21 protein-coding genes and 1 pseudogene are annotated in these 24,452 nt (G+C 61.8%); 4 read left to right on the plus strand and 18 right to left on the minus strand.

Annotation, left to right across the window (positions count from 1 at the left end; all coding sequences use genetic code 11):
* Positions 1-67 precede the first annotated feature (67 nt).
* From EFB14_RS01810 to dnaG, 13 genes and pseudogenes are all read right to left on the minus strand, one after another.
* Complete coding sequence (locus EFB14_RS01810; protein WP_126822196.1) at positions 68-871, minus strand: AraC family transcriptional regulator; 804 nt, start codon at positions 869-871, stop codon at positions 68-70.
* An 89-nt stretch (positions 872-960) separates the two neighbouring features.
* Positions 961-1,748: pseudogene (locus EFB14_RS01815) on the minus strand (APH(3') family aminoglycoside O-phosphotransferase).
* Positions 1,745-1,906, minus strand: a complete 162-nt coding sequence (locus EFB14_RS32780; protein WP_164737478.1) for a hypothetical protein — start codon at positions 1,904-1,906, stop codon at positions 1,745-1,747. Before EFB14_RS32780 ends, EFB14_RS01815 begins: the two are co-directional and overlap by 4 nt.
* A 106-nt stretch (positions 1,907-2,012) precedes the next feature.
* The gene (locus tag EFB14_RS01820) at positions 2,013-3,101 is read right to left on the minus strand and encodes a DUF930 domain-containing protein (RefSeq protein ID WP_126822608.1); all 1,089 of its coding nucleotides are present in this window, start codon (positions 3,099-3,101) and stop codon (positions 2,013-2,015) included.
* A gap of 78 nt (positions 3,102-3,179) precedes the next feature.
* Positions 3,180-3,920, minus strand: a complete 741-nt coding sequence (locus EFB14_RS01825) for a DUF930 domain-containing protein (protein ID WP_126822198.1) — start codon at positions 3,918-3,920, stop codon at positions 3,180-3,182.
* A gap of 167 nt (positions 3,921-4,087) precedes the next feature.
* The gene (locus EFB14_RS01830; protein WP_018242976.1) at positions 4,088-4,381 is read right to left on the minus strand and encodes a GYD domain-containing protein; all 294 of its coding nucleotides are present in this window, start codon (positions 4,379-4,381) and stop codon (positions 4,088-4,090) included.
* Between the two features lie 243 nt (positions 4,382-4,624).
* Positions 4,625-6,679 (minus strand): RNA polymerase sigma factor RpoD, encoded by a 2,055-nt coding sequence (rpoD, locus tag EFB14_RS01835; protein ID WP_125843478.1) that lies wholly within the window; start codon positions 6,677-6,679, stop codon positions 4,625-4,627.
* A gap of 467 nt (positions 6,680-7,146) precedes the next feature.
* Positions 7,147-7,494, minus strand: a complete 348-nt coding sequence (locus EFB14_RS01840; RefSeq protein ID WP_126822200.1) for a GFA family protein — start codon at positions 7,492-7,494, stop codon at positions 7,147-7,149.
* A 12-nt stretch (positions 7,495-7,506) separates the two neighbouring features.
* Entirely contained in the window at positions 7,507-8,544 is a 1,038-nt protein-coding gene (gene tdh, locus EFB14_RS01845; protein ID WP_126822202.1) for an L-threonine 3-dehydrogenase, read from the minus strand.
* Between the two features lie 182 nt (positions 8,545-8,726).
* Positions 8,727-9,914: a glycine C-acetyltransferase gene (locus tag EFB14_RS01850; protein ID WP_126822205.1), complete on the minus strand. Its 1,188-nt coding sequence runs from the start codon at positions 9,912-9,914 to the stop codon at positions 8,727-8,729.
* Between the two features lie 63 nt (positions 9,915-9,977).
* On the minus strand, positions 9,978-10,706 hold the full coding sequence (locus EFB14_RS01855) for a class I SAM-dependent methyltransferase (RefSeq protein ID WP_126822207.1): 729 nt from the start codon (positions 10,704-10,706) through the stop codon (positions 9,978-9,980).
* A gap of 68 nt (positions 10,707-10,774) precedes the next feature.
* Positions 10,775-12,643 (minus strand): DNA helicase RecQ, encoded by a 1,869-nt coding sequence (gene recQ / locus EFB14_RS01860; protein ID WP_126822209.1) that lies wholly within the window; start codon positions 12,641-12,643, stop codon positions 10,775-10,777.
* On the minus strand, positions 12,643-14,634 hold the full coding sequence (gene dnaG / locus EFB14_RS01865) for a DNA primase (RefSeq protein ID WP_126822211.1): 1,992 nt from the start codon (positions 14,632-14,634) through the stop codon (positions 12,643-12,645). Before dnaG ends, recQ begins: the two co-directional genes overlap by 1 nt.
* A 666-nt stretch (positions 14,635-15,300) precedes the next feature.
* Here dnaG and EFB14_RS01875 point away from each other — a divergent pair.
* Positions 15,301-16,200 carry a hypothetical protein gene (locus tag EFB14_RS01875; RefSeq protein ID WP_126822213.1) on the plus strand — a complete coding sequence of 300 codons (900 nt, stop codon included), beginning with the start codon at positions 15,301-15,303 and terminating at the stop codon, positions 16,198-16,200.
* Here EFB14_RS01875 and EFB14_RS01880 read toward each other — a convergent pair.
* Positions 16,181-16,633, minus strand: coding sequence for a GatB/YqeY domain-containing protein (locus tag EFB14_RS01880; RefSeq protein WP_126822215.1), 453 nt, complete (start codon positions 16,631-16,633; stop codon positions 16,181-16,183). The genes EFB14_RS01875 and EFB14_RS01880 overlap by 20 nt on opposite strands.
* 270 nt (positions 16,634-16,903) lie before the next feature.
* On the opposite strand from EFB14_RS01880, the gene carA reads away from it, so the two are divergent.
* Positions 16,904-18,109: a glutamine-hydrolyzing carbamoyl-phosphate synthase small subunit gene (gene carA / locus EFB14_RS01885; RefSeq protein WP_126822610.1), complete on the plus strand. Its 1,206-nt coding sequence runs from the start codon at positions 16,904-16,906 to the stop codon at positions 18,107-18,109.
* A gap of 128 nt (positions 18,110-18,237) precedes the next feature.
* Positions 18,238-18,558: an antibiotic biosynthesis monooxygenase family protein gene (locus EFB14_RS01890; RefSeq protein ID WP_126822217.1), complete on the plus strand. Its 321-nt coding sequence runs from the start codon at positions 18,238-18,240 to the stop codon at positions 18,556-18,558.
* A gap of 73 nt (positions 18,559-18,631) precedes the next feature.
* Here the strand turns inward: EFB14_RS01890 and EFB14_RS01895 are convergent, their stop codons facing one another.
* Together EFB14_RS01895 and EFB14_RS01900 are read right to left on the minus strand one after the other, a co-directional pair.
* Complete coding sequence (locus tag EFB14_RS01895) at positions 18,632-20,035, minus strand: MATE family efflux transporter (RefSeq protein ID WP_126822219.1); 1,404 nt, start codon at positions 20,033-20,035, stop codon at positions 18,632-18,634.
* 144 nt (positions 20,036-20,179) lie between these two features.
* Positions 20,180-21,424, minus strand: coding sequence for a TCR/Tet family MFS transporter (locus tag EFB14_RS01900; RefSeq protein WP_126822221.1), 1,245 nt, complete (start codon positions 21,422-21,424; stop codon positions 20,180-20,182).
* A gap of 395 nt (positions 21,425-21,819) precedes the next feature.
* On the opposite strand from EFB14_RS01900, the gene EFB14_RS01905 reads away from it, so the two are divergent.
* On the plus strand, positions 21,820-22,815 hold the full coding sequence (locus EFB14_RS01905; protein ID WP_126822223.1) for an aldo/keto reductase: 996 nt from the start codon (positions 21,820-21,822) through the stop codon (positions 22,813-22,815).
* Positions 22,816-22,913: 98 nt separating this feature from the next.
* Here EFB14_RS01905 and ypfJ read toward each other — a convergent pair whose 3' ends face one another.
* Together ypfJ and EFB14_RS01915 are read right to left on the minus strand one after the other, a co-directional pair.
* Positions 22,914-23,837 (minus strand): KPN_02809 family neutral zinc metallopeptidase, encoded by a 924-nt coding sequence (gene ypfJ, locus EFB14_RS01910; protein ID WP_126822225.1) that lies wholly within the window; start codon positions 23,835-23,837, stop codon positions 22,914-22,916.
* 77 nt (positions 23,838-23,914) lie between these two features.
* Entirely contained in the window at positions 23,915-24,445 is a 531-nt protein-coding gene (locus EFB14_RS01915; protein WP_126822227.1) for a DUF2306 domain-containing protein, read from the minus strand.
* Between the last annotated feature and the right edge of the window lie 7 nt (positions 24,446-24,452).

Here is a 24,452-nt window from a genome sequence, read left to right on the forward strand (position 1 = left end):
AAGCGCCGAGGAAACAGCAGGAGCCGGTCAGTGGTCTTGAACGAAATTGCAGGCGCCGTGCCGTTGTTCAGAGAAAGGCGCTGGCATAGAGGCGCGGCGACAGTCCGTATTTGCGCGTGAAGACGCGCGTCATATGACTCTGGTCGGCAAAACCGCTGGCAAAGGCCGCTTCCGCAAGTGGCATGCCCTGAGCGATCAGCCGCCGGGCGATATGGATGCGGGCCTGCACGAGATAGGCATGCGGCGTCAGGCCGGTCGCCTTGGCAAAACCGCGCAGCACCTGGAAACGGCTCAGCCCGCTTTCCCTGGAGAGATCGGCAAGCGAGACGACCGCAAGCGGGTCGCTGTCGATCAGATCCCGCGCGGCGCGGATGGATGCCGGCGCCGCCGTCCGATCCTCTTGCTCGGCGCGTTCCCGCATGACATCGGCGACGAGCTGCAAAAGCAGTTCCTCATGCGGCAATGCATCAGCCACCCCACCGGTCACCACGCGAAACAGCGTTTCGAAGCGAACGGCGATCTCAGGGTTGCGGATGACGGGGTGCGGGATTTCCGACCGCCCTGCCCCGCCTTCGCCGATCTCGCGCTGGAGATCGGTAACGATGGCAGGATCGAAATAGAGGATGCGCCAGGATCGCCCCTCGCCGATCGGCGCACCGTCATGCACCTCGTTCGGATTGACCGTGATGATCTCGCCGGCCTCGGCCTCCACCATGCCGCGCCCGCTCAGCGATCTCTGCGCGCCTGCAAAGATGAGGCCAATGCCGAACTGCTCATGCGTGTGGCGCGCGAAGCTGTGATGCGTTTCCGCTTCCACGGCTTCGACGCCTCTCAGCGCCGAGCGCAGCATCCTGAACTGGTTTTTCGCCATCGTCTGTCCGCAGGTCCGATCGCCGGCCACTTTGCCAGCCGGGCGAATAGGACGCAACCGTCGCTGTTCCGGCACCTACAGAAGCACTCTCAGAAGAACTCATCGAGCAGTTGATAGTAGTAGAGCCTTGCCGGATCGGGAGCCGACATGCCGTAGCGAGCGAGAAAGGGCGGCACCAGCGCCGCGCCAAAATTATCGGCGATGCTGCGGCAGGCGAGCGCGATGTCCTGATAGCGGTCGGCGACACCGAGACGGCTGCAATCGATATAGCCGGCGAACCGGCCGTCGGAAGCGATGAAATTCGGCAAGCAGGCATCGCCATGCGAAACGACGAGATCCTCGTCGCCCGGCTTCAGGCTCTCGAGTTCGGCGAAGAGTTCGGCAGCGCTCTTCCCAAGCCTGGCCGCATCGAAATCCTCCTCATCGACGATCCCCGCCTCCATGTGCGCCTTGGCGATCGGCAAGCGCTTTTCCCGGCGATGATCGAAGGGGCAGGAGGCGATCGGCAGGCGGTGGAGGTCGATAAGTGCTGCCGCCAGCAGCTCGACGCGCACAAGCGGCGTCAGCGCCGACGCGCTGGCAAGGTCGCTCCCCGGCAGCGCACTGATCAGCAGCCAGTTGTGCTCGCCGTCGCTTTCCCGCGCGATCACATCGGGGCATGGCAGGCCGGCGGCCTTGAGCCAGCCGAGCCGGGCCGCTTCGTCGCCGAGCTCGCCGAACGGAGCCACCTCCTCGACCTTCAGAAGAGCGCCGGCAGGCCCTCGCCTTCGAGGCGGAAGACGCTTGCCGCCGATCGGCCGAGCGCATCCTGCTCCATCCGATAACCGGACAGGCATGCCGTCAGCGGGCCAGCAGGCAATTTATCGGAAACTATCAATGAAACGTTTCGGCGGGTGCTGCTTCGAGAAGGATCTCGAAAGCTTCTTCCAGTGCCGCCACCAGAATATCGGTCAGTTCCTCGCCCTTGTTTTCCAGGAACAGCGCGCTCACGGCTTCGTCCTGACGCTCCAAGAACCGCTCGATCTCGTTCGACATGTCATTGTCCCTTCTTCACCGTAACCATCACGGCCATGGGGAAACGATAGGAGCGCTTCCTTGCGCCTAGCTGGTTCCGGTGAGATGCGGTCGCGGATTGCATTAGCTACTCACGAATGCTGTAGGTTGCGTACTGGTTGCGAGGGATTAACCCGCCAGCCTCATGGCCAAACGAAACGACTTTCGTGGCATCCTCATCAACCTCGCAACGGAAACGAATTTGGTACCAGCCTTTAGCGGTGCGGAAAGCGGCACTTTTGATATCGAGAACTGTGCCGCTCGATAGCCCGAAAGTAGGCACGATAATCGGCTGAAAGCTGGGCGAATCGTGAATAAGCTGTTGCTGGAGCTCGTTGCCGCAAAGCTGGGCGACGCGTTTGCCGCGCGACATACCATTCATCGCCATTCTCGCCACCGGATCGTCGTCGTCCGCCTGCGAAAATAGTGTCTTCGCTTTGGGCAGATCGTCCTTTGCAGTATCCGCCTTCGGCGGTTTAGGCGGCTTCTGCTCCGGTGGCTTGGCGATCTCGATATCGGTCTTTGCTTCACCAGTCGCTTCTGCAAGCGGCGCGTTGTGTTCGGAAGAAACATCGGTCGTCGCAACCTCGGGGAGTTGCACGTCATCTGGAACCGGCTTTGCCGGCGGCGTCTCAGCCGGTGGCTTTTCTGCGGAAGCCTCCGCAGGCGCCTGTTCCGGCTTTGCGCCGTGCTGGGGTGCTGTCGTCGCAGACTTTACGTCGCCTTCGGAAGAATTCCCCACCGTCGTTTTTTCACGTCCGCTGTCCCTCTCACCAAACTCGAAGACGGGAGCCAGACTTGGCATGGGCGCGGACTTGGCTTGCGCAGAAGACTTATCTTCAGTCGCCGGTGGCGGTGGCGGTGGCGGTGGCGGCGGTGGGGGCGGAGGTGGTTGTTTCTTTGCCTCTTCCGGTGGTTTTGGCTCCGGCAGCTTTACCTCGGGCTTCTTCTCCTCAGGCTTCTTCTCCTCCGGCTTTTTCTCCTCCGGCGGCGGAACGAGTTCCACCTTCACGCTCTCGTCTTCAGCGGGCTTTGGCTGGATCTTCGGCAGCCCGAGAATAAGAAGGGCGACGATAGGAATATGCGCGACAACCGACGCGACGACGCCCCAGCGGATTTCAGGCCGCCGGTTTCCCGCTTCGTGATGCTCTTCCGTTTGTACCACTTCGTCTGTCACAGCAGCGATGTGGCCTCTAAAACCGGCAGCATCAAGCCAAAAAAGTAAAAAACCTTGTGATCGCAGCAACCATGGGGTTCATTGGTCGGCAGGCCCGTCGTCGGCCACCAGATCATGCGCCTGCCATTCGTCCTTCGGGATAGCGCTGCCGATGAGAAAGGCGAAGGAAGCGACCTTGCCGGAGCGGGCATCGAGTTCGCACCTGAACTGGATATTGTACCACGCCTTCTCGGTCCTGATGGCGCCGCCCCTCACCTCGACGCTGTTGCCGCTGACCTTCTCTGCCGCCATTGCATAGGGCGCAAGCGCGTCCGGACGCATGTCTTGCCGCGCTCGGCGGACCTGCTCCATCGCCTCCAGGTCACAAAGCTGCAAATTGCGCTCGCCGCCGGCAAGGCCACGCAACGCTTCGCGGGCGCGCCGGCTGCGCGGATCTGATAACACCGTCTCCGAAAACAGTTGGCCCGCCTCAACAAATGTATCGGGCTTTGGCAGCGCCGGAGGGGCGGAAGCCACTTCAGGCGACGTCGAGGCTGCCGGCGCCTTCTCCTGATGCGGCGGAGGGATCTCCTGCGCCGACACACTCGCATCCGGCTTTGTCGCAATGGGTGCAGGCGTCGCGACCGGCTGTGCTATCGTGGAAGGTTTGGCCACCTCGGGAACGATATCGACCGTGATGCCATCTTCCGGCAACGGTGCCGGCGGCTCAGGCCTCGGAAGCAGCAGGAGCAACAGCGCAAGCATGACGGCATGCAGCGCGAACGAGGCGAAAGCGCCCCGTTCGATGCCTTCATCCCGATTTTCCCACACCAGTGCCATCGCTCAGGAAGCAACTGTCGGACAATTGAAGGCGGCCATGAAACCCGGGAACGCTTTCATCAAGAGCCCTGCCGATACGCCACGAGAAATTAAGGACAGGGCGACAGTGCCAGTCTGACGCGAGTTGCGCAACGCTTATGATCGCCGATAGCGGTCCTTTGTCGCGATCAACCAAGCGAGCCGATGATCTCTCGATAGGCGGCTTCCGGGAATGCCTTCAGTGTCTGGGTGCGGACATTGCCGCCCATCGCCAGCGAGAGGCCAAACCGCGCCATGACGGCATCATCAGGCGCTTCGCAGACAGCCACCATGTCGTGGCCGCCCATCGTCAGAAAGAACTGGTTGAAGGAGCCGCCCATGTCGCCGAGCAGTTTCTTCGCCGCATCCAGCCGTTTTGACGAGTCGCGCACGTTGCGCACACCCTGGTCCGTCCAGTTGATCAACACGATGTAAGTGGTCATTTCGTACCTCCCACCGGAGGATTTGCCCGACACGGGCATGCGTCGGTCCTCGCTCGCGCATCGCGATCGATTTCTTCCCCCGTGGCCGGACTATAATCTTGTCACCACCGAGCGACAAGAAAACCGCCGGGATCATTGGTATTAGGCGTGTCGCCCAAAAGTGTGCGGCAGTGGCGCAAAGACGAAAAGCAAAAAGCCGGACATGAAGCCCGGCTTTCGCAATCGTAGAGGTCGTATCGCCCCTTAGCTGTCGAGGAACGAGCGCAGCTTTCTGGAGCGGCTCGGATGCTTGAGCTTGCGTAGCGCCTTCGCTTCGATCTGGCGGATACGTTCGCGGGTGACCGAGAACTGCTGGCCGACTTCTTCGAGCGTATGGTCGGTGTTCATGCCGATGCCGAAGCGCATGCGCAGGACACGTTCTTCACGCGGCGTCAGCGAGGCCAGAACGCGGGTCGTCGTCTCGCGCAGGTTCGCCTGGATGGCGGCGTCGATCGGCAGCAGCGCGTTCTTGTCCTCGATGAAATCGCCGAGATGCGAATCCTCTTCGTCGCCCACGGGGGTTTCGAGCGAGATCGGCTCCTTGGCGATCTTCAGGACCTTGCGGACCTTTTCGAGCGGCATGGCGAGCTTTTCGGCCAATTCTTCCGGGGTCGGCTCGCGGCCGATCTCGTGCAGCATCTGGCGCGATGTGCGGACGATCTTGTTGATCGTCTCGATCATATGCACCGGAATGCGGATCGTGCGGGCCTGGTCGGCGATCGAGCGGGTGATCGCCTGACGGATCCACCACGTCGCATAGGTCGAGAACTTGTAGCCGCGACGGTATTCGAACTTGTCGACCGCCTTCATCAGGCCGATATTGCCTTCCTGAATAAGGTCGAGGAACTGCAGGCCGCGGTTCGTGTACTTCTTGGCGATTGAGATGACGAGGCGAAGGTTCGCCTCGACCATTTCCTTCTTGGCGATGCGTGCTTCGCGCTCGCCCTTCTGCACCATGTGCACGATGCGGCGGAATTCCGAGATCGAAATACCGGTTTCGGTCGCGAGATTCTGGATCTCCTGGCGGATGTCGCGGATCGTCGTGTTTTCGCCCTTGGCGAATTCCTTCCAGCCGCGAGCGGCCAGATTGCCGATCGACTTCATCCAGTTCGGATCGAGCTCGGCGCCCTGGTACTGTTCCAGGAACGAGTCACGCTTCACGCCATAGGATTCGGCCAGACGCAGCAGGCGGCCCTCGTTGGAAACGAGGCGCTTGTTGATATCGTAAAGCTGCTCGACCAGGGCGTCGATGCGGTTCTGGTTCAAGGACAGAGACTTGACGGCCTTGATGAGCTCATCCTTGAGTTCCTTGTAGCGGCGCTCCTGGGCGGTCGACAGCGTGCCGGATGCCGACAGGCGCTGCTCGACCTGTTGGTCCTGCAGCTTGCGCAGCTTCTTGTAGGTCTCGGCGATCGTATCCAGCGTCTCCATCACCTGCGGGCGAAGCTCGGCTTCCATTGCCGCCAGCGAAAGGTTGGATTCGTCCTCGTCCTCTTCCTCCTCCTCGGGAGGCATGCTTTCGCCGCCGACATCGGTGATGTCGTCGTCGCCGGAGCGGGCGCGCCGGGTCTTTTCCTTCTCTTCCGCCGCCTTGCGGTCGGCCTCGATCTTCTCGGGGCTCTGGAACTGCGGCGCAGCCTTGGCTTCAGGACCCGAATAGGTCGTTTCGAGATCGATGATCTCGCGCAGCAGTGTCGTGCCTTCGTTGAGTTCATCGCGCCAGATGATCAGCGCCTGGAACGTCAGCGGGCTCTCGCAGAGGCCTGCGATCATCGTTTCGCGGCCGGCCTCGATGCGCTTGGCGATCGCGATTTCGCCCTCGCGGGAGAGAAGCTCCACCGAGCCCATCTCGCGCAGGTACATGCGAACCGGATCGTCGGTACGATCGGTCGGTTCTTTCTTCTTGGCGGTCGCAAGCGCGGTGCCGCTCGAAGGCGCGAGTTCGCCGCCCTCGCTCTCCTCATCACCGCCGGCGTCGTCGTCATCGCCGCCCTGGGCGCCGGCTTCCTCGGCTTCCTCGTCTTCGATGACGTTGATGCCCATGTCCGACAGCATCGACATCGTGTCTTCGATCTGCTCGGACGTCACTTCCTCGGACGGCAGGACGGCATTGAGCTCGTCCATCGTCACGTAGCCGCGCTTCTTGGCGGCCTTGATCATCTTCTTGACCGCGTCGTCGGAAAGATCGAGAAGAGGGCCGTCGCTTGCGCCGTCGCGTTCGACTTCCGCGTCTTCGTTCTCTTTGACCTTGGTTGCCATTTATATCGTCGCCTTCCTGACGCTATCCAATCTCGCTACGGTGAATGGGCCGTCTCAGGGCCTGACGCATCGCACGCGCCGCCCAGAATCACCTTTGCCCACCTAACGGGATGACATTTAAAGCCTGATTAACCACGATAGCCGGCACCGGACAGCAAAGCTTTCTTGCTTTAGGATTTCCGGCCACGGTTGCGCGATCCGCCTTGACCCAGTTCACCGTTTCAACAAGTCGAACGGTGATTCCCACATTTTTTGTTCTCGTCAAGCTTTTCCAGAAAAAAAGCCCACGAAAAATCGGAAAAAGCCTTATCCACAGGCTTTGAACCGCGGCTGCGATTGCGAACCTTATTTAAGAGGCGACGAACAAAAGACAAGGGCGGCAAAGATTTTGCGCCGCCGCCGCCAATTGTTTCGGTCGTTTTGCAGTTGTGCCGGCGGTATATTCACCTCTCTCGGGCAAATATTGGCTAAAGCGCCGCGCCGTCATAGACCTTCACCGTCAGCGTGCCGAGATCGATCGCGGGAATGCAGCGCAGATTGATCGCAGCCATCGCCGCGCCGTTCGGGCCAACACCCTCGCCGAACGGCGCGATGCCGCAATTTGCGCAGAAGTGATGCTGGATGACATGCCTGTTGAAAGTATAGGTCGAGATATTGTCTTCGGGCGTCTTCAGCACCAGCTTCTCGCGCGGTGCGAAAGCCAGAAGCCCGCCCCGCCGGCGGCAGATCGAACAGTTGCAGTCGAGCGCCTCGGTGAATTCCCCTTCGACCTCGAAAGCAATGTTGCCGCAATGGCAGCTTCCTTCATAGAGCATGTCGTTCTTTCCTCACATCCAGTCCATGACGACTTTGCCTGAGTTGCCCGACCGCATCGCCTCGAAGCCGTCGCGGAATTCGTCGATCTTGATGCGGTGCGTAATGACCGGCGCGAGATCGAGGCCGCCCTGGACGAAGGCGATCATCTTGTACCAGGTCTCGAACATCTCGCGGCCGTAGATGCCCTTGAGATTGAGCATCTTGAAGATCACCTTGTTCCAGTCGATCTCGAAACCGGCCGGCGCAATGCCGAGAATGGCGATCTTGCCGCCATTGTTCATCTTGTCGATCATGTCGCGGAATGCGGGTGCCGCACCCGACATTTCGAGCCCGACGTCGAAACCTTCGGTCATGCCGATTGCCTTCATCACATCGGCAAGGTTTTCCTTGGAGGCATCGACCACATGATCGATGCCGAGCTTGCGCGCCAGTTCCAGCCGGTGTGGATTGATATCGGTGATGACGACCTTGCGGGCGCCGGACCGCTTGGCGACGAGCGCTCCCATGATGCCGATCGGCCCGGCGCCGGTAACGAGCACGTCCTCGCCGACCAGATCGAAGGAGAGTGCGGTGTGCACCGCATTGCCGAACGGATCGAAGATCGCGGCAATCTCGTCTGAAATATCGTCCGGGATCGGCACCACATTGCTTTCGGGAATGCAGACGAATTCACCGAAGGAACCCGGCCGATTGACGCCCACGCCAAGCGTATTGCGGCAGAGATGCCCCCTGCCCGCCCGGCAGTTGCGGCACTTGCCGCAGACGATATGCCCCTCGCCGGAAACCCGCTCACCGACATGATAGCGGGTGACCGCCGATCCGATCTCGGCGATCTCGCCTGAGAATTCATGGCCGACGACCATCGGCACCGGAATGGTCTTCTGCGCCCACTGGTCCCAGTTCCAGATATGCACGTCGGTGCCGCAGATCGCCGATTTCCTAACCCGGATCAGCACATCGTTCGGCCCCACCTCCGGCACCGGCACGTTCTCCATCCAGAGCCCGACTTCCGGCTTCGTCTTGACCAGCGCCTTCATCATGTTCGACATTTCTGTATTCCTTGACCCCGTATCTGTCGCCGCCCCTCATCCGCCTGCTGGCACCTGCTCCCCGCAAGCGGGGCGAAGGGATATGCCGCACCGTTTCCGCTTACTCAAAGCGGCCCGTTGGGCACGTCCCCTCTCCCCGCTGGCGGGGAGAGGGTTAGGGTGAGGGGCAGCAACGCCCATTCTCAAATCACACCCAATTCCCGCCCTGCCTCGGCAAAACCCGCAATGGCCCGTTCCACATCCGCCCGCGAATGCGCCGCCGACATCTGCGTGCGGATGCGGGCCTGCCCTTTCGGCACGACGGGGAAGGAGAAACCGATCACATAGATCCCCTTCCTCAGCATCAGGCTCGCCATGTCCTGCGCGAGTTTGGCATCGCCAAGCATGACGGGAATGATCGGATGGCCCTCGCCGGCAAGTATGAAGCCGAGCTTGGTCATCTCTCTGCGGAAGAGATCAGCATTGTCCGAAAGCCGCTGCCGCAAGGCATCGCCATTTTCGATCAGGTCGAACACCTTGAGCGAAGCGGCGGCAATGACAGGCGCCAGCGTGTTCGAGAACAGATAGGGCCGCGAGCGCTGCCGCAGCCATTCGACGATCTCGGCCTTTGCAGAGGTATAGCCGCCGGAAGCGCCGCCGAGCGCCTTGCCGAGCGTGCCGGTGATGATGTCGATCCGCCCTTCGACGCCGCAATATTCCGGGGAGCCGCGGCCGTTCTTGCCGACGAAACCGACCGCATGGCTGTCATCGACCATGACCATCGCGCCGTATTTTTCGGCGAGATCGCAGACGCCGCCGAGATTGGCGATGATGCCGTCCATCGAAAAGACGCCATCGGTGGCAATCAGCTTGAAGCGGCTGCCTTCGGCCTTCTTCAATTCTTCTTCGAGCGCCGCCATGTCGTTGTTGGCGTAGCGGAAACGCTTGGCCTTCGAAAGCCTGACCCCATCGATGATCGAGGCGTGGTTCAGCGCATCCGAGATGATCGCGTCCTCTTCCGACAGCAGCGTCTCGAACAAACCACCATTGGCATCGAAGCAGGAGGAATAGAGGATCGTGTCTTCCATGCCGAGGAAGGAGGAGATGCGCGCTTCAAGCTGCTTATGCTCCTCCTGCGTGCCGCAGATGAAGCGCACCGAAGCCATGCCGTAGCCGTAGCGATCGAGCGCCTGCTTGCCGGCCTCGGCCAGCTCCTCGTTGTCAGCAAGGCCGAGATAGTTGTTGGCGCAGAAATTCAGCACCCGCTCGCCGGTGGAAATGCCGATCTCGCCCGCCTGCTTGGAGGTGATGACCCGCTCGGATTTGTAGAGGCCGGCATCCTTCAGCGCGGAAATCTCGGATCGGAGATGGGAGAGAAATTGCGAGGTCATGGACGGCCCTTCCTGACATTTTATAGCCTCCGGGTTAGCATATCGCCGCCGGCTTGTCTTCTTTCAGCGCTGGGTGGAAATCAGCAGGAACATCGGCCGGTCCATTTCCCTGGCCCAATCGGGATTATCCCGCAATTCCTCATCGTTCGGGCTCCACTCCTCGACATGGCGGATGGAAAAACCGGCCGCGATCAAGGTGTTGAGCGTCGTGGCGAGTTTGCGGTGCTGCTTGACGACGCCGCTCGCGAGCCAATCGGTCGTGCGCGCACCTTCGACGGAATAGCGGTCGAGCGGCCAGATGCGCCGCCCCTCGGCATCGGTTGTCCAATCCGGCCTGGTCGGCGCCATGAAGATCGGATGCTCGATGGTGAAGAGGAAGTGCGAGCCCGGCAAAAGCGCCTGATGCACGGTGGCGACAAGACCGGCGAAATCCTCGATATAATGCAGCGCCAGCGAGCTGTAGGCGAAATCGAAGGAGGCTCCAGCCAATTCGAGATGCTCGAGATCGGCGATCTCGTAAGTAATCGCCGCTTCAGCCGTATCGGCCCTAGCTCTCGCGATCATGTTTTCCGAGATGTCGAGCGCCAGCACGCTTTTGGCGCCCTGGCTCACGGCGAAACGCGAAAACCAGCCGAAGCCGCAGCCGAGATCGACGATGCGTTTGCCGGCAAGATCGGGCAGAAGCGCGCGCACCGCCGGCCATTCGGACGCTCCGTCGAGCCCGCGGACGGAACGGCTGAGGTCGCTGTATCCGGCAAAGAAATCCGGCCGGTCGTAGATATTCTGGGCCATCGGCACTCCTCCCGGGCGGTAGCGTCTACCACGCCTCATCGACCGATCTCAAGAATCGGCCGGCCCGCTCAATCCTTGTCGTGCGAGAGAATGATCTCGAGGAACGCATCGCCATAGCGTTCGAGTTTCGCCTGCCCGACGCCCGATATGGCAAGCAATTCCTTGCGGCTCCGCGGCTTCTCCGTCGCGAAGGCGATCAGCGTCGTATCGGGGAAGACGACATAGGGTGGCACGCCGAGCGATTTCGCAATCGCCATGCGCTCAGCCCGCAGCGCCTCGAAGAGGGTGCCGTCGGCGCCCGACAGCCCCGATTTGCGCTCGCTGCGCTCGGCCTTCTTCGTGCGCCGCTCCGAGGCCGGGCGGTCCTTGCGGAAGAACACCTGCCGCTCGTGCTTGAAGACCGCGCGCGCCTCCGGCTCCAGCTTCAGCGCTCCATAGGCCTGATGATCGATGCGGATCAGCCCCATGGCGAGCAACTGGCGGTAGACGGATTGCCATGTGCGTGCCGGAATATCCTTGCCGGCGCCGAAGACCGGCATCTCGGTATGGCCGAAACGCTCGGTCTTCTCGTTGACGTTGCCGAGGAGCACATCGACGACATGGCCGGCGCCGAAACGCTCGCCGGTGCGATAGACAGCGGCCAGCGCCTTGATCGCCGCCTCCGTGCCCTCCCAGGTCTCGACCGGCTTCAGGCAGGTATCGCAATTGCCGCACTGGCCGCCATGCGCCTCGCCGAAATGGGCAAGGATCGCCTGCCGCCGGCAGGAGGCGGTTTCGCAGATCGCCAGCAAGGCGTTGAGCTTGGCACGCTCGACCCGCTTGATCTCCTCGGCGGCATTGCCCTCGTCGATCATCCGGCGGCGCTGGATGACGTCGGCCATGCCATAGGCCATCCAAACCTCCGACGGCAGGCCGTCGCGCCCGGCACGCCCGGTCTCCTGGTAATAGGCTTCCACCGAGCCCGGCAGGTCGAGATGGGCGACATAACGCACGTTCGGCTTGTCGATGCCCATGCCGAAGGCGACGGTGGCGACCAGGCAGAGATTTTCTTCTTTCAGGAAGGCATCCTGATTGGCGTCACGAACCGTCCTGTCCATGCCGGCATGGTAGGCACGCGCGCGGATGCCCTGCCCGTTCAACCATTCGGCCGTGTCCTCGACCTTGGCCCGCGACAGGCAATAGACGATGCCGCTGTCACCCTTGTGGCCGGAGAGGAAGCGTAGGAGCTGCTGGCGCGGCTGGTCGCGCTCGACGATTTCATAGGCAATGTTCGGCCGGTCGAAGCTGGTGGTGAAGATCTCGGCATTGCCGAGCCCCAGCCGCTCGATGATATCGTCGCGCGTGTGCGGATCGGCGGTTGCCGTCAGCGCCACCCTGGGCACGCCGGGATATTGTTCGCCGAGCCGGCCGAGCTCGCGATATTCCGGGCGGAAATCATGGCCCCATTGCGAGACGCAATGGGCCTCGTCGATCGCAAACAGCGCGATCTTCTCATTGGCGATCAGTTCGCGGAAACCATCGGTCAGGATGCGCTCGGGCGTCACGTAGAGAAGGTCGAGCTGGCCTGCCGAAAGTGCGCGGCGAACCTCGACGAACTCCTCGCGCGACAGCGACGAATTGAGGGCGGCGGCGCGGATGCCGAGTTGTTTCATCGCCTCCACCTGATCGCGCATCAGCGCGATCAGCGGCGAGACGACGATGCCGACGCCCTCACGGCAAAGTGCGGGGATCTGGAAGCAGAGCGATTTGCCGGCGCCTGTCGGAAAGAGCACCACCGCGTCACCGCCCGAAACCACGTGCTCGACCACCTGCTGCTGCTTGCCGCGGAAGAAGGAATAGCCGTAGACCTGCTTCAGGACATCGAGCGGCGCGCGGCCGTCGGAAAACAGCGCGCCGGAAGCGGAAAAGCCCGGTTCATTGCGTTCGCTGAGCGGCATCAGTGGTTCGCCGCTCCTTTGACGCGGCCGGAGAGCACACCGAAGCCGTCGATGATGGCTTCCTGGTTTTCCAGGCGTACCCCTTCGAAATGCACCTCCTGCTGCGCTCGCATCAGCTGGACCATCGCCTCGCCGTCGCCGGCTTCGGTCGCAAGCGCAATCTCGCGCTCAAGTTCGATCTTCTGGCGGCGCAGCGCCTTGGCGCGTTTGTGGAAGGCAAGCGCCTGGCGATACCCCTCGCGCGCATCCTCCATCGCCGCTTCCTCGGTCGCCGTCCACAGCCGGGCATTGCGCACCTGCTGGTCGAGGCTCTGGATAAGCGGGCCGAAGCCCTCGAATTCCAACCGCTCGGTCAGATATTCCCGGGTCAGATGCTGGCTGGCGACGGCAGCGGCTGCCCCCAGCATCGCCGACCAGAGCCGCTGCAGCGGTTTGCTGTCATATTCGATCGCGGCGATTTCGTCGTAGTCGTCGATCATCAGCGAGGGATGGTTGACGACGGTCAGCGCCAGCACGCTTTCGCGCAGCGCCGTATTGTCCTGATGGCCGCGCACCAGGCCGGAGCGAGCAAGCCGGTCGGAAATGACGTTCGGGCTCTTCGGCCCTCCCTTTCCCGCATTGTCGCGGCCTGCGCGGCCGTTGAAGCCGCGCCGCTCGCCATTGCCGCGGTTCTGGAACTGCGGCTGGAAGAAGCCGTTCAACCGGTCGCGGATGTCCTGCTGGTAATGGCGGCGCACATTCTCGTCGGCGATGACGGCGACGAGCTGTTTCAGCCGCGCCTCGAGTTCGGCACGCGCCTCGGGCGTATCGAACTTGCCGGTGTTGATTTCCCGGTTCCAGAGCATTTCGGAGAGCGGCTTTGCCTGGCTCATCACCTTGTCGAAGGGCGCACGACCATCGTCGCGCACGAGATCGTCGGGGTCCTTGCCGTCGGGCAACAGCGCGAAGCGGACCGAGCGGCCGGGCTTCAGATGCGGCAGCGCCAGTTCGGCAGCGCGATTGGCGGCGCGGATGCCGGCGCCGTCGCCGTCGAAGCAGAGCACCGGCTGCGGCACCATTTTCCAGAGCAGTTCGAGCTGGTTTTCGGTGAGCGCCGTCCCGAGCGGCGCAACGGCATTCTCGACGCCCGCCTGATAGAGCGCGATCACGTCCATATAGCCTTCGACGGCGATGATGGTGCCGGACGCGCTGTCGTCCTGGGCATCGCGGCCCGGCCCCTGGATCGCGCGCCGCGCACGGGCAAAATTGTAGAGCACATTGCCCTTGTGGAAGAGCTCGGTCTCGTTGGAATTCAGATATTTCGCCGGCGCATCGGCCGACATGGCGCGGCCGCCGAAGGCGATCACCTTTTCCCGCGATGAGAGGATCGGGAACATGATGCGGTCGCGGAAGCGATCGTAGGACACCGGCACGTTTTCATGGACGACCAGACCGCAGGCTTCGATCTGCTCCTTGGTGACGCCTTTGCCGGCGAGGAATTCCTTGAGCGCGTTGCGACTGTCCGGCGCATAACCGAGACGGAAGGTTTCGATAGTTCGTCCCGTCAGCCCGCGGTCGCGCAGATAGGCGCGCGCCCTGGCTCCATTGGCGGTCTGCAGCTGGTCCTGGAAGAAACGCGTCGCCATTTCCATGACGTCGATCAGCGAGCCGCGCTCCTTCTCTCGCTTCTCCATCACGGGATCGGCAAGCGGCATCGGCATGCCGGCCATGTCGGCGACTTGCTGCACGGCCTCGGGAAAGCTCAGGCCCTCCAGCTCGGTCAGGAAGCGGAAATGGTCGCCGGTGACGCCGCAGCCGAAGCAGTGATAGCGGCCCTTCCGATCTTCGCAGTGGAAGCTCGGCGATTTCTCGCCGTGGAACGGGCAGCAGGCCCAGTAGTCGCCGCGCGAGACGTTGGTCTTGCGCTTGTCCCAGCTCACGCGACGCGCAATCACGTTCGAAATCGGAACGCGATCGCGGATCTCATCGAGAAAGGTGTTGGAAAAGCGCATTTATACCTCTTGGCCAACCTCCATATAAGCTGCTTTGCCGTGCCATGCCACGAAACTCGTCAGGAAAACCCGCTATTCACAGGCAAGTGCACCCGCGCTCGGCGGCGTCGGTTATCCAATCAAAAACACGTTATCGCCCCTGCGACAGGGGTGCGACATTATTGTCCTCGCAGACCAGGAATTCCGTCGACGCAAGTGCTCCGCCAGGAACCGAAGCTTTTGGAAAGCTCTGATTAAACCGTTTTAAAACAGTATGTTACCAATCGAAACGCTTGAGCGCCCTCATCTTCGGGCCGGCTACCCGGCATGCGCCTTGACGCCTCCCAAACCGCCGTTTCCGCCAATCATTATTTTTTTGTAATTTGAATAAGCCGCCGCACCGCAATAGGTTCGATCTCAACAAAGCGATCCCCGAGCGAAGCACCATCCCTACCCCCCGGCGCCGCTTCGCAAGGGTGCCTTTGCAAATACCCTCCGGCTTGGGCCTCGGCCCTGCGTGCCGGCGGAAGCAAAGAGCAAGAAGGCAGGAGCGCCCCCAGCTCCTGCCTTCTTAAATTTTTGGCTTCCTTTGGTACAGTTTCCCTTTGAAATTAACTGATTATTAATAAAGCCGTTGACAGGCGGTGCTTGCGCGAAGATGTATGCGCCGAAATCCTGGACCTCCCAATGGCCTTTACCGCGAAAAATCTTTCAGCCGAAGATCGCTTTCTCGCCGCGATCCTGCATTGCGCCAATCAGATGCTTTCGATCTATCGCGAGAGCCCGCGCATCGCCTCGATTTTTGCAGCACAGCAACGCTGGCTGATGGCACACGCCGGCTTCGCGCTTCATTATGGTTATCCCGACGACGGCAGGAGCGGCCTTTATTCCGGGCGCTTCATCGATTTCGCCGTGAAGAACGACATCGCCAGCCGCAATACGGCCGCGGCCTTCATGCAGGAAATGCTGGCCTACCGCTTTCTGCGCGCCGTTCCCGGTCCCGATAAGCGCACTCGCTACCTCGAGCCCACCGAAATCGCCGAGCAGCATTTCATCCGGTGGCTCGTCGCCCACATGATGATCCTCGACAGCATCGATGGCGGCAAACGCGCCGATAAGATCAGCGCCGATCCCTCGGCGAGGATGGCGGCGATCCAGCCTATGATCGCAAAGGCGATCATAGGCAGCGAGGCGGTGCGCAATCCCGGCCCGACCTTCAACCTGTTCAACTGGGCAAATTCCGGCGGACTGGTGATGGATTACCTGATCTCGCGCCTTCCGGAATTTCCCCGGACGGCCGAGCGTGTCGTGATCGGCCCGCTGTCGCTCAGGGAAATCCGCGAACAGTTCATGATCTCCAACACCCACCTGAAGCGGCTTCTGACGCAAGCCTCAAACATGGGAAGCGTCGGCTGGACCGAGCCTTCCCGCAAGGGCGACTTCTGGCTGTCGGGTCGCTTCATTCTGGAATACTGGAATTATCAGGCGTCGAAATTCGCCATCATCGATGCAGCCGCCGAAGCGGTGCTCGGGCCTGCGGTCCGCGACGAACCGCAGGCGCAACACATCAGTTCAAAAGTTCCTTGACGGTCGCAGACGCCTTGGCGAAATCCATCTGGCCGGCATAACGCTCCTTGAGCGCCGCCATTACCTTGCCCATGTCCTTGGCGCCCGCCGCACCCGTCTCGGCGATGATCGCCGAGACATTGGCGCGCACTTCGCTGTCTGAAAGCTGCTTCGGCATGAAATCCTGGATGACGACGATTTCGGCGCGTTCCTTGGCGGCAAGCTCCGGCCGCGAGTTCTCTTCGTAGATCTTTGCCGATTCGTCGCGCTGCTTCACCATCTTGGCGAGGATCTGCAGGATTTCGTCGTCGCTCGCCTGCTCCTTGCCGGTGCCCCGATTGGCGATATCGCGGTCCTTGATCGCGGCCTGAATCAGCCGGACGGTGGAAAGCCGCTCCGCATCCTTGGCCTTCATCGCCTCTTTCAGCTGGGTGGCGAGTTGATCGCGCAGCATGGTCTTCACTCCTTTTTTGATGCCGCTTCATAAACCACGCTGATGCGGGGGATCAAATAAATTGCGCGGTCAGCGCGATAAAGCGCAAGAAAACGGCCGAGATCTCGGCTACAAAGATTGACGCTAAGCGATTGCGTGGCTATTTACCGCCACCTGCACCAAAATTCGTGATCAGGCCTCAAGCGCGCGGCATTGCCGTGCCCACACGCCTGCGAGATCAAATGGCGACGAGCGCGGCAACGCGCGCCGACCGCCGGAAACGGGATGAAGATGACCGCGACAGCACCCTGGACAATCGAAAAGCCGACCGCCCTGCTCGTTCTTGCCGACGGCACCGTCATCGAAGGCAAGGGCATCGGCGCCACCGGCAAGGTCCAGGCCGAAGTCGTCTTCAACACGGCGCTGACCGGCTACGAAGAGATCATGACGGATCCCTCCTATCTCGGCCAGATCGTCACCTTCACCTTTCCGCATATCGGCAATATCGGCACCAATGATGAAGACATCGAGGATCTGACGCCAGCCGCCCGCCACGGCGCGGTCGGCGTCATCTTCAAGGCCGATATCACCGAACCCTCGAGCTACCGCGCCGCCAAGCACCTTGACCAGTGGCTGAAGGCACGCGGCATCATCGGCCTCTGCGGCATCGACACGCGCGCGCTGACCGCCTGGATCCGCGAGAACGGCGCCCCGAACGGGGTGATTGCCCACGATCCGAACGGTGTCTTCGATATCGAGACGCTGAAGGCCGAAGCCAAGGCCTGGAGCGGCCTCGAAGGTCTCGATCTTGCCAAGATCGCCTCCTCGGGCCAGTCCCTGCAATGGGCTCAGACCCCGTGGGTCTGGAACGAAGGCTATGGCGAACTCGCCGCTGCGGACGCGAAATACCACGTCGTCTGCCTCGATTACGGCGTCAAGCGTAACATCCTGCGCCTGTTTGCCGGCCTTGGCTGCAAGGTGACGGTCATGCCGGCCACGACGAGCGCCGAAGACGTGCTCGCCATGCAGCCGGACGGTATCTTCCTGTCGAACGGCCCGGGCGATCCGGCGGCCACAGGCGAATACGCCGTGCCCGTGATCAAGACGCTTGTTAAGACCGACATCCCGGTCTTCGGCATCTGCCTCGGCCACCAAATGCTCGGCCTCGCCCTCGGTGCCAAGACCGAGAAGATGCATCAGGGCCATCACGGCGCCAACCACCCCGTCAAGGACCATACGACAGGCAAGGTCGAGATCGTCTCGATGAACCACGGTTTCGCGGTCGACTCGAAGTCGCTGCCCGATGGCGTTGAAGAGACTCATATTTCGCTTTTCGACGGCACCAATTGCGGCCTGCGCGTCCTCGGCAAGCAGGTCTTCTCGGTCCAGCATCATCCGGAAGCCTCTCCCGGTCCGCAGGACAGCCACTATCTCTTCCGCCGCTTCATCAACATGGTGCGCGAGAAGAAGGGCGAGCCGGCGCTTGCCGAACGCTGATTTCAAGGAATGACGATTTCGGATGAAGGCCCGCTCGACCGGGCCTTTTTCTTTGCCGTCATATTGACCTCAACTTAGCTTGAGGAATTACAGAGCTGACTGCAGACATCTGATGCAGGAGAAAATGGATGAGCGGAGCTTTCTATCGAGTCGACAAGTTCATCGTGCCGGCGGCGGCGCGTGAGGAATTTCTGGTCAATGTGATGATGACCCACAAGGTGTTGGAGGCCCAGGACGGCTTCATCGATCACACGGTGCTGGAGCAGGTCGCCGGTCCCGGCGAATTCAATTTCGTGACGATCGCCCAATGGAAAAGCGCCGACGTCATCGAGCGCGTGCGGGCCGCGGTCGCCGCGGCGCACAAGGCCGCGAATTTCGATCCGCAGGAAATGTTTGCGCGTCTTGGCATTCGCGCCGATATCGCCAGCTACAAACCTGTCGCGGCCTGAGGGAAAGACGGTCGGCCGGAGCGTGATGCCGAAAAGTGTAAGCGGTTTTCGGACGACATCATGCTCCAACGTTCTAGGCGCCGGCCGTCGCCCCTTCCCGACGAAGGAGAAGGTAAAACCGCCCGCAGAGCATGACAGCGGCGGCCGCGAGCCCGACGAGGAAGCCGAACCAGATGCCGATGCCACCGAAACCCAACGGGAAGGCGAAGGTCCAGGCGAGCAGGAAGCCGATCGGCCAATAGGCGATCAGCGCCATGATCATCGGCACACGCGCATCCTTAAGGCCGCGCAGCAATCCGTTGGCGACGACCTGCAGCCCGTCGACGAGCTGGAAAAGCCCGGCGACGACGATCAGCGGCCCGGCATAGGCCAGCACCTCGGGCGCCTCGGGCGAACTGAGGTCGAGGAACCAACTGCCGAGGAATTGTGGCATCGTGGCAAAGAGGACCGAGCCTACCGCCGAGATGGCGCAGGCGAGAATGACCACCATGATCGACGCGCGCACCACCCCATCGTAATCGCCCTGCCCGTGCGCCACGCCGACGCGCACCGTCGCCGCCTGGCTGAGGCCGAGGGGGATCATGAAGGCGATCGAAGCCCATTGCAGCGCGATGCCGTGGGCGGCAAGCTCGATGGTGCCGATATAACCCATCAGCAGCGAGGCCACCGTGAACAGGCTGACCTCGGCAAGCACGGTGACGCTGATCGGCAAGCCGAGCCGGATGACCTCCAGCAGCGCATGCCAGTCCGGCTTCCAGAACCTGACGAAGATCTCGTAGCGGCGCGTCTCCTCCCGCTTCTGGACGAAGGCGAGAATGAAGAGGAAACCTGCCGTCTGCACAACGACCGAGACGATCGCCGCACCCTCGAGCCCCATCGCCGGGAACCCAAAATGACCGAGTACGAGCATGTAGGCGAAGATCGCGTTCAGCACCAGTGTGGCGATGGTGACGTTGAGAATGATGCCGGCCTTGCCGATGGCGCTGACCAGCGCCCGCATGACGTTGAAAAGCAGGGCCGGCAGCACGCCGAACTGGCCGATGACGATGTAGCCGTGGGCAAGCCGAGCCACCTCCGGCTTCTGCTGCGCGAAGAGGAGGATCTGCTCCGAATTGAAGAAGGCGGGCTGCATAATGATCCAGTATGCCGTCACCACCCAGAGGCCCATGCGCAGCGAGCGGCGCACGGAGACGACGTCGCCGCGGCCATAGGCCTGCGCCACCATCGGAATGACGGCGATGGCAAAGCCGGAGCCGAAAAGCAGGATCGTGAACAGGAACTGCGCCGAAAGCACCATCGCCGCCAGGTGTTCTGCCCCGAGCCGGCCGACGATCATCACGTCGGTAGTGTTGATGCCGAGCTGGGCAAGCTGGGCGCCGATCAGCGGAATGCCGAGCGCCAGTGTTGCGCGGAAATGCGCGCCCCAGCGGTTATCGGTTGTCGGCGCAATCCTGCGCACGTCGATCGGCGTGTCCATGACACCATTCCTGTGGTTGAAATATGCGTCGCCGCGCAGTTTCTCGGCGAAATATCATCTGGACTTAGATGAAAGCCCCGCAAAGAACCACCCCCGAGGGGCAGATGATGAAAAATTCATCATCGTATCAGCGTTTCTGATCAATCAGCCCGCCGCTTCCAGCGCCTCGGTCCGTTGGCGAACCCGCACGCGCATGAGAAACACGCCGGCAGCTAGCAGGATGAACAGGGCAGCCATCAGATAGGGAGCGCCGGCGAAGGTGACCGGCGCATCGGGGCGCGTGAAATAGCCGAACATCTGCGTGAAGATTAGCGGCCCGACGATGGTCGTGATGCTGCTGAGGCTGGTCAGTGCGCCTTGCAGCTCGCCCTGCGCCGAAGGCGGCACCTTGCCGGCGGCGATGCTGCGCAGAGGCGGGTCGGCGACGTTTTCCATGACGGTCGCAACGATGACGACGTAAACGACCCAGCCCTCCCAGGCAAAGGCATAGCCGGTAAGCCCCGCAGCCGAAAAACAAAGGCCGAGAAGTGCCGTCTTCCATTCGCCGAGCCGAGGCACGACGCGCGGCAGAACCAACCCCATGACGAGCGCGGCGCCGATGCCGTAGATGCCAAGCGACAGACCGATCTGCCCTTCGCTCCAGCCGTAACGATAGGTCGAGACGAACGACCAGACCGAGGGATAGACGGCATGCGCCAGGAAGAACAGGAACATGACGAGGCTGACCCAGCCGATGCCGGGATAATGGCGCATCTGCCGCAGCGCGCCGAGCGGATTGGCGCGCTTCCACTCGAACCGGCGGCGGTTCTTCGCCTCCAGCGTTTCCGGCAGCAGGAAGCAGGCGGCGATGAAGTTGAGGAGCGACAGCGCAGCCGCGCCGAGGAACGGCACGCGCGGCCCGAACTCGCCGAGAAACCCGCCGACCACGGGGCCGATGGTGAAGCCGACGCCGAAGGCGATGCCGATCAGCCCGAAATTCTTCGCCCGGTTCTCCTCCGTGCTGATGTCGGCGATATAGGCCGAGCAGGTGGCAAAGCTGCCGCCGCTGATGCCGGCAAGAACGCGGCCGACGAACAGCATCCAGAAGCTGGTGGCGATACCGCAGATGAAATTGTCGATCGCGAAGGTCAGCACCGAAAGCAGAAGCACCGGCCGTCGGCCGAAACGATCCGACAGGTTTCCGAGCAGCGGCGCAAACAGGAACTGCATGCCGGCATAGACGAGCATCAGCCAGCCGCCGTCGACCGCCGCATCGCTGACGCTGCCGCCGGTCAGTTGCTCGAGATAGGCAGGCAGAACCGGCATGATGATGGCGATGCCGATAATGTCGAGGAAGAGGATGATGAAAACCAGGAAAAGGCCGCGGCGAACGAATTTTGGATCCAACATGAGGCATCTCTACAGCGGTTGTTTTCTGGAAGACGATTTCGTCGCCGCCAAAGTGACATAGCTCAGAAAAGAAACCGAAACAATCCGTGAACATTCAAAGTCCTCAATATTGCCGAACGGGAAATTTATGAGATGCCTCAACCGTAGGCCGCGCGCCGTCATTTCAGCCTCAGGAAATCGGAAGCCTCTCCGCGAATCGCCGGGCGAAGCGTTCCCTTGCAATCGTCGCAAAGGCATCCAGATCACTCGGGGGAGTACACTCATTGTGCATTCTCCCGCACAGCCTGTGCGATGCCATCCGATTATCGCCCGAATGCGAAAACGGTAGAACGGCATCGACAGCGCCGCTCCGGCGCGGATGCTCATCGCGCCGCACGCAAATGATGGAGAAGACAATGCAGACCTATCGCTTGGGAAAGACCGGACCTGAAGTCTCAGCCATCGGGCTCGGCTGCATGGGCATGTCGGGCATGTACGGCCCTGCCGACCGCGCCGAGAGCATCGCGACGATCCATGCCGCGCTCGATGCCGGCATCAACCTGCTCGACACCGGCGACTTCTACGGCATGGGCCATAACGAGATGCTGATCGGCGAGGCATTGAAGGGCCGCAGGCGTGAGAATGCCGTCATCAGCGTCAAATTCGGCGCGCTCCGCGATCCCGTCGGCGGCTGGGGTGGCATCGATGGCCGTCCGGCCGCGGTGAAGAACTTCCTCGCATATACGCTGCAGCGGCTCGGCGTTGATCATATCGACATCTACCGGCCGGCTCGCCTCGACCCCAACGTGCCGATCGAGGATACGGTCGGCGCCATCGCCGATATGGTCCAGGCTGGCTATGTCAGGCATATCGGCCTGTCGGAAGTCGGCGCCGAAACGATCCGCCGCGCCGCCGCCGTTGCCCCGATCGTCGATCTGCAGATCGAATATTCGCTGATCTCACGCGGCATCGAGGACCGCATCCTGCCGACGACACGCGAACTCGGCATCTCGATCACCGCCTATGGCGTTCTCTCGCGCGGCCTGATCAGCGGCCATTGGCAGAAGGACCAGGCCGCCGCCGCCGGCGATTTCCGCACCCATAGCCCGCGCTTTCAGGAGGGCAATGTCGAGCAGAACCTCGCTCTGGTGGAAAAGCTGCGCGAAATTGCCGAGGCAAAGAGCGTCTCCGTCGCCCAGATCGCCATCGCTTGGGTCGCAGCTAAGGGCAAGGACATCATCCCGCTCATCGGCGCCCGCCGCCGCGGCCGGCTGAGCGAGGCGCTCGGCTCCCGCGCGGTCGACTTGTCACCAGACGATTTTGCTGCCATCGAACGCGCCGTGCCGAAGGATGCGGCCGCAGGTGGGCGTTACCCCGAACATATGCTGCAACATATGGACAGTGAGAAGTAGCTTCAGGACAGATTGAAGGGGTGAGCGACGACAGGAGCGAATGCGCTGAGCGCAAGCGAAGGGCAATCACCCCCAACGCCGGAGAAGCCGCTATCCCCTCAAACCGGCCCGGAGAACGTATCGCAGGCCGTCAACTGCCCGCTGTCGAACCCACGTTTGAACCACCTGACCCGCTGCGCCGACGTGCCGTGATTGAAGCTTTCCGGCACGACGTAACCCTGCGAGCGCTTCTGCAGCGTGTCGTCGCCGATCTGCTGGGCGGCGTTCAGCGCCTCTTCAAGGTCGCCGGCCTCTAAAATACCCTTCTGCTGGGTATATTTGCCCCAGATGCCGGCGAAGCAATCGGCCTGCAGCTCGACGCGCACCGACATCTTGTTGGCCTCTTCCTCGCTCATGCGTTGACGAGCCTGATTGAACTTCGGCAAGATGCCGAGCAGGTTCTGCACGTGATGGCCGACCTCGTGAGAGACGACATAGGCCTCGGCGAAATCGCCGGATGCGCCGAACCGGTCGGAAAGCTCCTGGAAGAAGGCGGTATCGAGATAGACCTTGTGATCCCCCGGGCAATAGAACGGCCCGGTTGCGGCAGAGGCAAAGCCGCAGGCCGACTCCGTCTGGCCGGAGAAGAGAACGAGGCGCGGCTCTTCATACTCCTTGCCCTGCGCCTGGAAGATGCCGTGCCAGGTATCCTCGGTCTCAGCGAGAACGGTGCGCACGAAGGCGGTCATCTCGTCATTGGCGGGCGTGCGCGTGCCCGACTGGGTCTGCTCGTAGCCCGGGCTGCTCGACGTGCCGCCGGTATCGAGCACCTGCATCAGGTCGATGCCCATCGCCTTGAAGATCAGATAGATGACGACGAGGAAGATGATCGTGCCGATGCTTAAGCCCCCGCCGGCCCGGCGAACGCCGCCGCCGGAGGGAAAATTGAAGCCGCCGCCGCGGCCGAAGGGACTGCCTCCGCTCGTCGGATCGCCGCGGCGATCCTCGACATTGTCGGACTGACGCCGGCCTCTCCATTCCATCTTCGCTCTCCCCGGCAATTCCCGTGCTTGCACTCAAGCAATCTATATATCCGCCGGCGGATGGAATTCCAGCAACTTCATCGGGCTATCGGATCCCCGCGCCTGCTGCGCAGCACGATCGCAACCAGGATCGCGCCGATCAGCGCCGCGACGAAGGCGGCCGGCCATTCCGCGCCGGTAAAAGCGACCCTGTGCATGATCCGGCCGGGCAGGAAAGTGAAGAGGCCGGCCAGCACGATCCCGCTGAAATAGAGACCCGTGATGATGCGCCTGTGCCGGCGGATATCGCCACGGCGGGCGGCAGCGACAGCATTCCAGCTGCCGAACAGTGTCGCGATCGACAGAAGATGGATCGGGCTGAATCCGTAGAAGAGATTGATCTGGTGAATGAAGAAACTCGACGTCGCCGTCACCACCATCAGCGCCATCCAGAGCTTGCCGAGCAGCCGGTGCCGCGGCGTGCCCTTCGGGTTGAGCAGGATATAGGTGCCGAGAAGTGCGGCCGGGGTAACGGTGGCGACATGGATCTGGACGGCGAACGGGGCATTAAGAAGCGGTTCGAGGGTCATGGGCGGCATCCGGTTGAATTCGATCCCTCTTTCAGCCAAGACTTCC

The organism is Rhizobium fabae (assembly GCF_003985135.1).
In the GTDB taxonomy this organism is placed as follows: domain Bacteria; phylum Pseudomonadota; class Alphaproteobacteria; order Rhizobiales; family Rhizobiaceae; genus Rhizobium; species Rhizobium pisi.

What these genes read in the sequence shown, in the direction of transcription:
- EFB14_RS01880 (WP_126822215.1), bottom strand. Translation starts at nt 16,633, where the DNA reads ATGCTGCGCGATCAACTCGCCACCCAGCTGAAAGAGGCGATGAAGGCC.
- EFB14_RS01840 (WP_126822200.1), bottom strand. Translation starts at nt 7,494, where the DNA reads ATGCTCTATGAAGGAAGCTGCCATTGCGGCAACATTGCTTTCGAGGTC.
- carA (WP_126822610.1), top strand. Translation starts at nt 16,904, where the DNA reads ATGACCGCGACAGCACCCTGGACAATCGAAAAGCCGACCGCCCTGCTC.
- recQ (WP_126822209.1), bottom strand. Translation starts at nt 12,643, where the DNA reads ATGCCGCTCAGCGAACGCAATGAACCGGGCTTTTCCGCTTCCGGCGCG.
- EFB14_RS01850 (WP_126822205.1), bottom strand. Translation starts at nt 9,914, where the DNA reads ATGACCTCGCAATTTCTCTCCCATCTCCGATCCGAGATTTCCGCGCTG.
- EFB14_RS01830 (WP_018242976.1), bottom strand. Translation starts at nt 4,381, where the DNA reads ATGACCACTTACATCGTGTTGATCAACTGGACGGACCAGGGTGTGCGC.
- EFB14_RS01900 (WP_126822221.1), bottom strand. Translation starts at nt 21,424, where the DNA reads ATGTTGGATCCAAAATTCGTTCGCCGCGGCCTTTTCCTGGTTTTCATC.
- EFB14_RS01895 (WP_126822219.1), bottom strand. Translation starts at nt 20,035, where the DNA reads ATGGACACGCCGATCGACGTGCGCAGGATTGCGCCGACAACCGATAAC.
- rpoD (WP_125843478.1), bottom strand. Translation starts at nt 6,679, where the DNA reads ATGGCAACCAAGGTCAAAGAGAACGAAGACGCGGAAGTCGAACGCGAC.
- EFB14_RS01890 (WP_126822217.1), top strand. Translation starts at nt 18,238, where the DNA reads ATGAGCGGAGCTTTCTATCGAGTCGACAAGTTCATCGTGCCGGCGGCG.
- EFB14_RS01855 (WP_126822207.1), bottom strand. Translation starts at nt 10,706, where the DNA reads ATGGCCCAGAATATCTACGACCGGCCGGATTTCTTTGCCGGATACAGC.
- ypfJ (WP_126822225.1), bottom strand. Translation starts at nt 23,837, where the DNA reads ATGGAATGGAGAGGCCGGCGTCAGTCCGACAATGTCGAGGATCGCCGC.
- EFB14_RS01905 (WP_126822223.1), top strand. Translation starts at nt 21,820, where the DNA reads ATGCAGACCTATCGCTTGGGAAAGACCGGACCTGAAGTCTCAGCCATC.
- dnaG (WP_126822211.1), bottom strand. Translation starts at nt 14,634, where the DNA reads ATGCGCTTTTCCAACACCTTTCTCGATGAGATCCGCGATCGCGTTCCG.
- EFB14_RS01810 (WP_126822196.1), bottom strand. Translation starts at nt 871, where the DNA reads ATGGCGAAAAACCAGTTCAGGATGCTGCGCTCGGCGCTGAGAGGCGTC.
- EFB14_RS01825 (WP_126822198.1), bottom strand. Translation starts at nt 3,920, where the DNA reads ATGGCACTGGTGTGGGAAAATCGGGATGAAGGCATCGAACGGGGCGCT.
- tdh (WP_126822202.1), bottom strand. Translation starts at nt 8,544, where the DNA reads ATGTCGAACATGATGAAGGCGCTGGTCAAGACGAAGCCGGAAGTCGGG.
- EFB14_RS01875 (WP_126822213.1), top strand. Translation starts at nt 15,301, where the DNA reads ATGGCCTTTACCGCGAAAAATCTTTCAGCCGAAGATCGCTTTCTCGCC.
- EFB14_RS32780 (WP_164737478.1), bottom strand. Translation starts at nt 1,906, where the DNA reads ATGTCGAACGAGATCGAGCGGTTCTTGGAGCGTCAGGACGAAGCCGTG.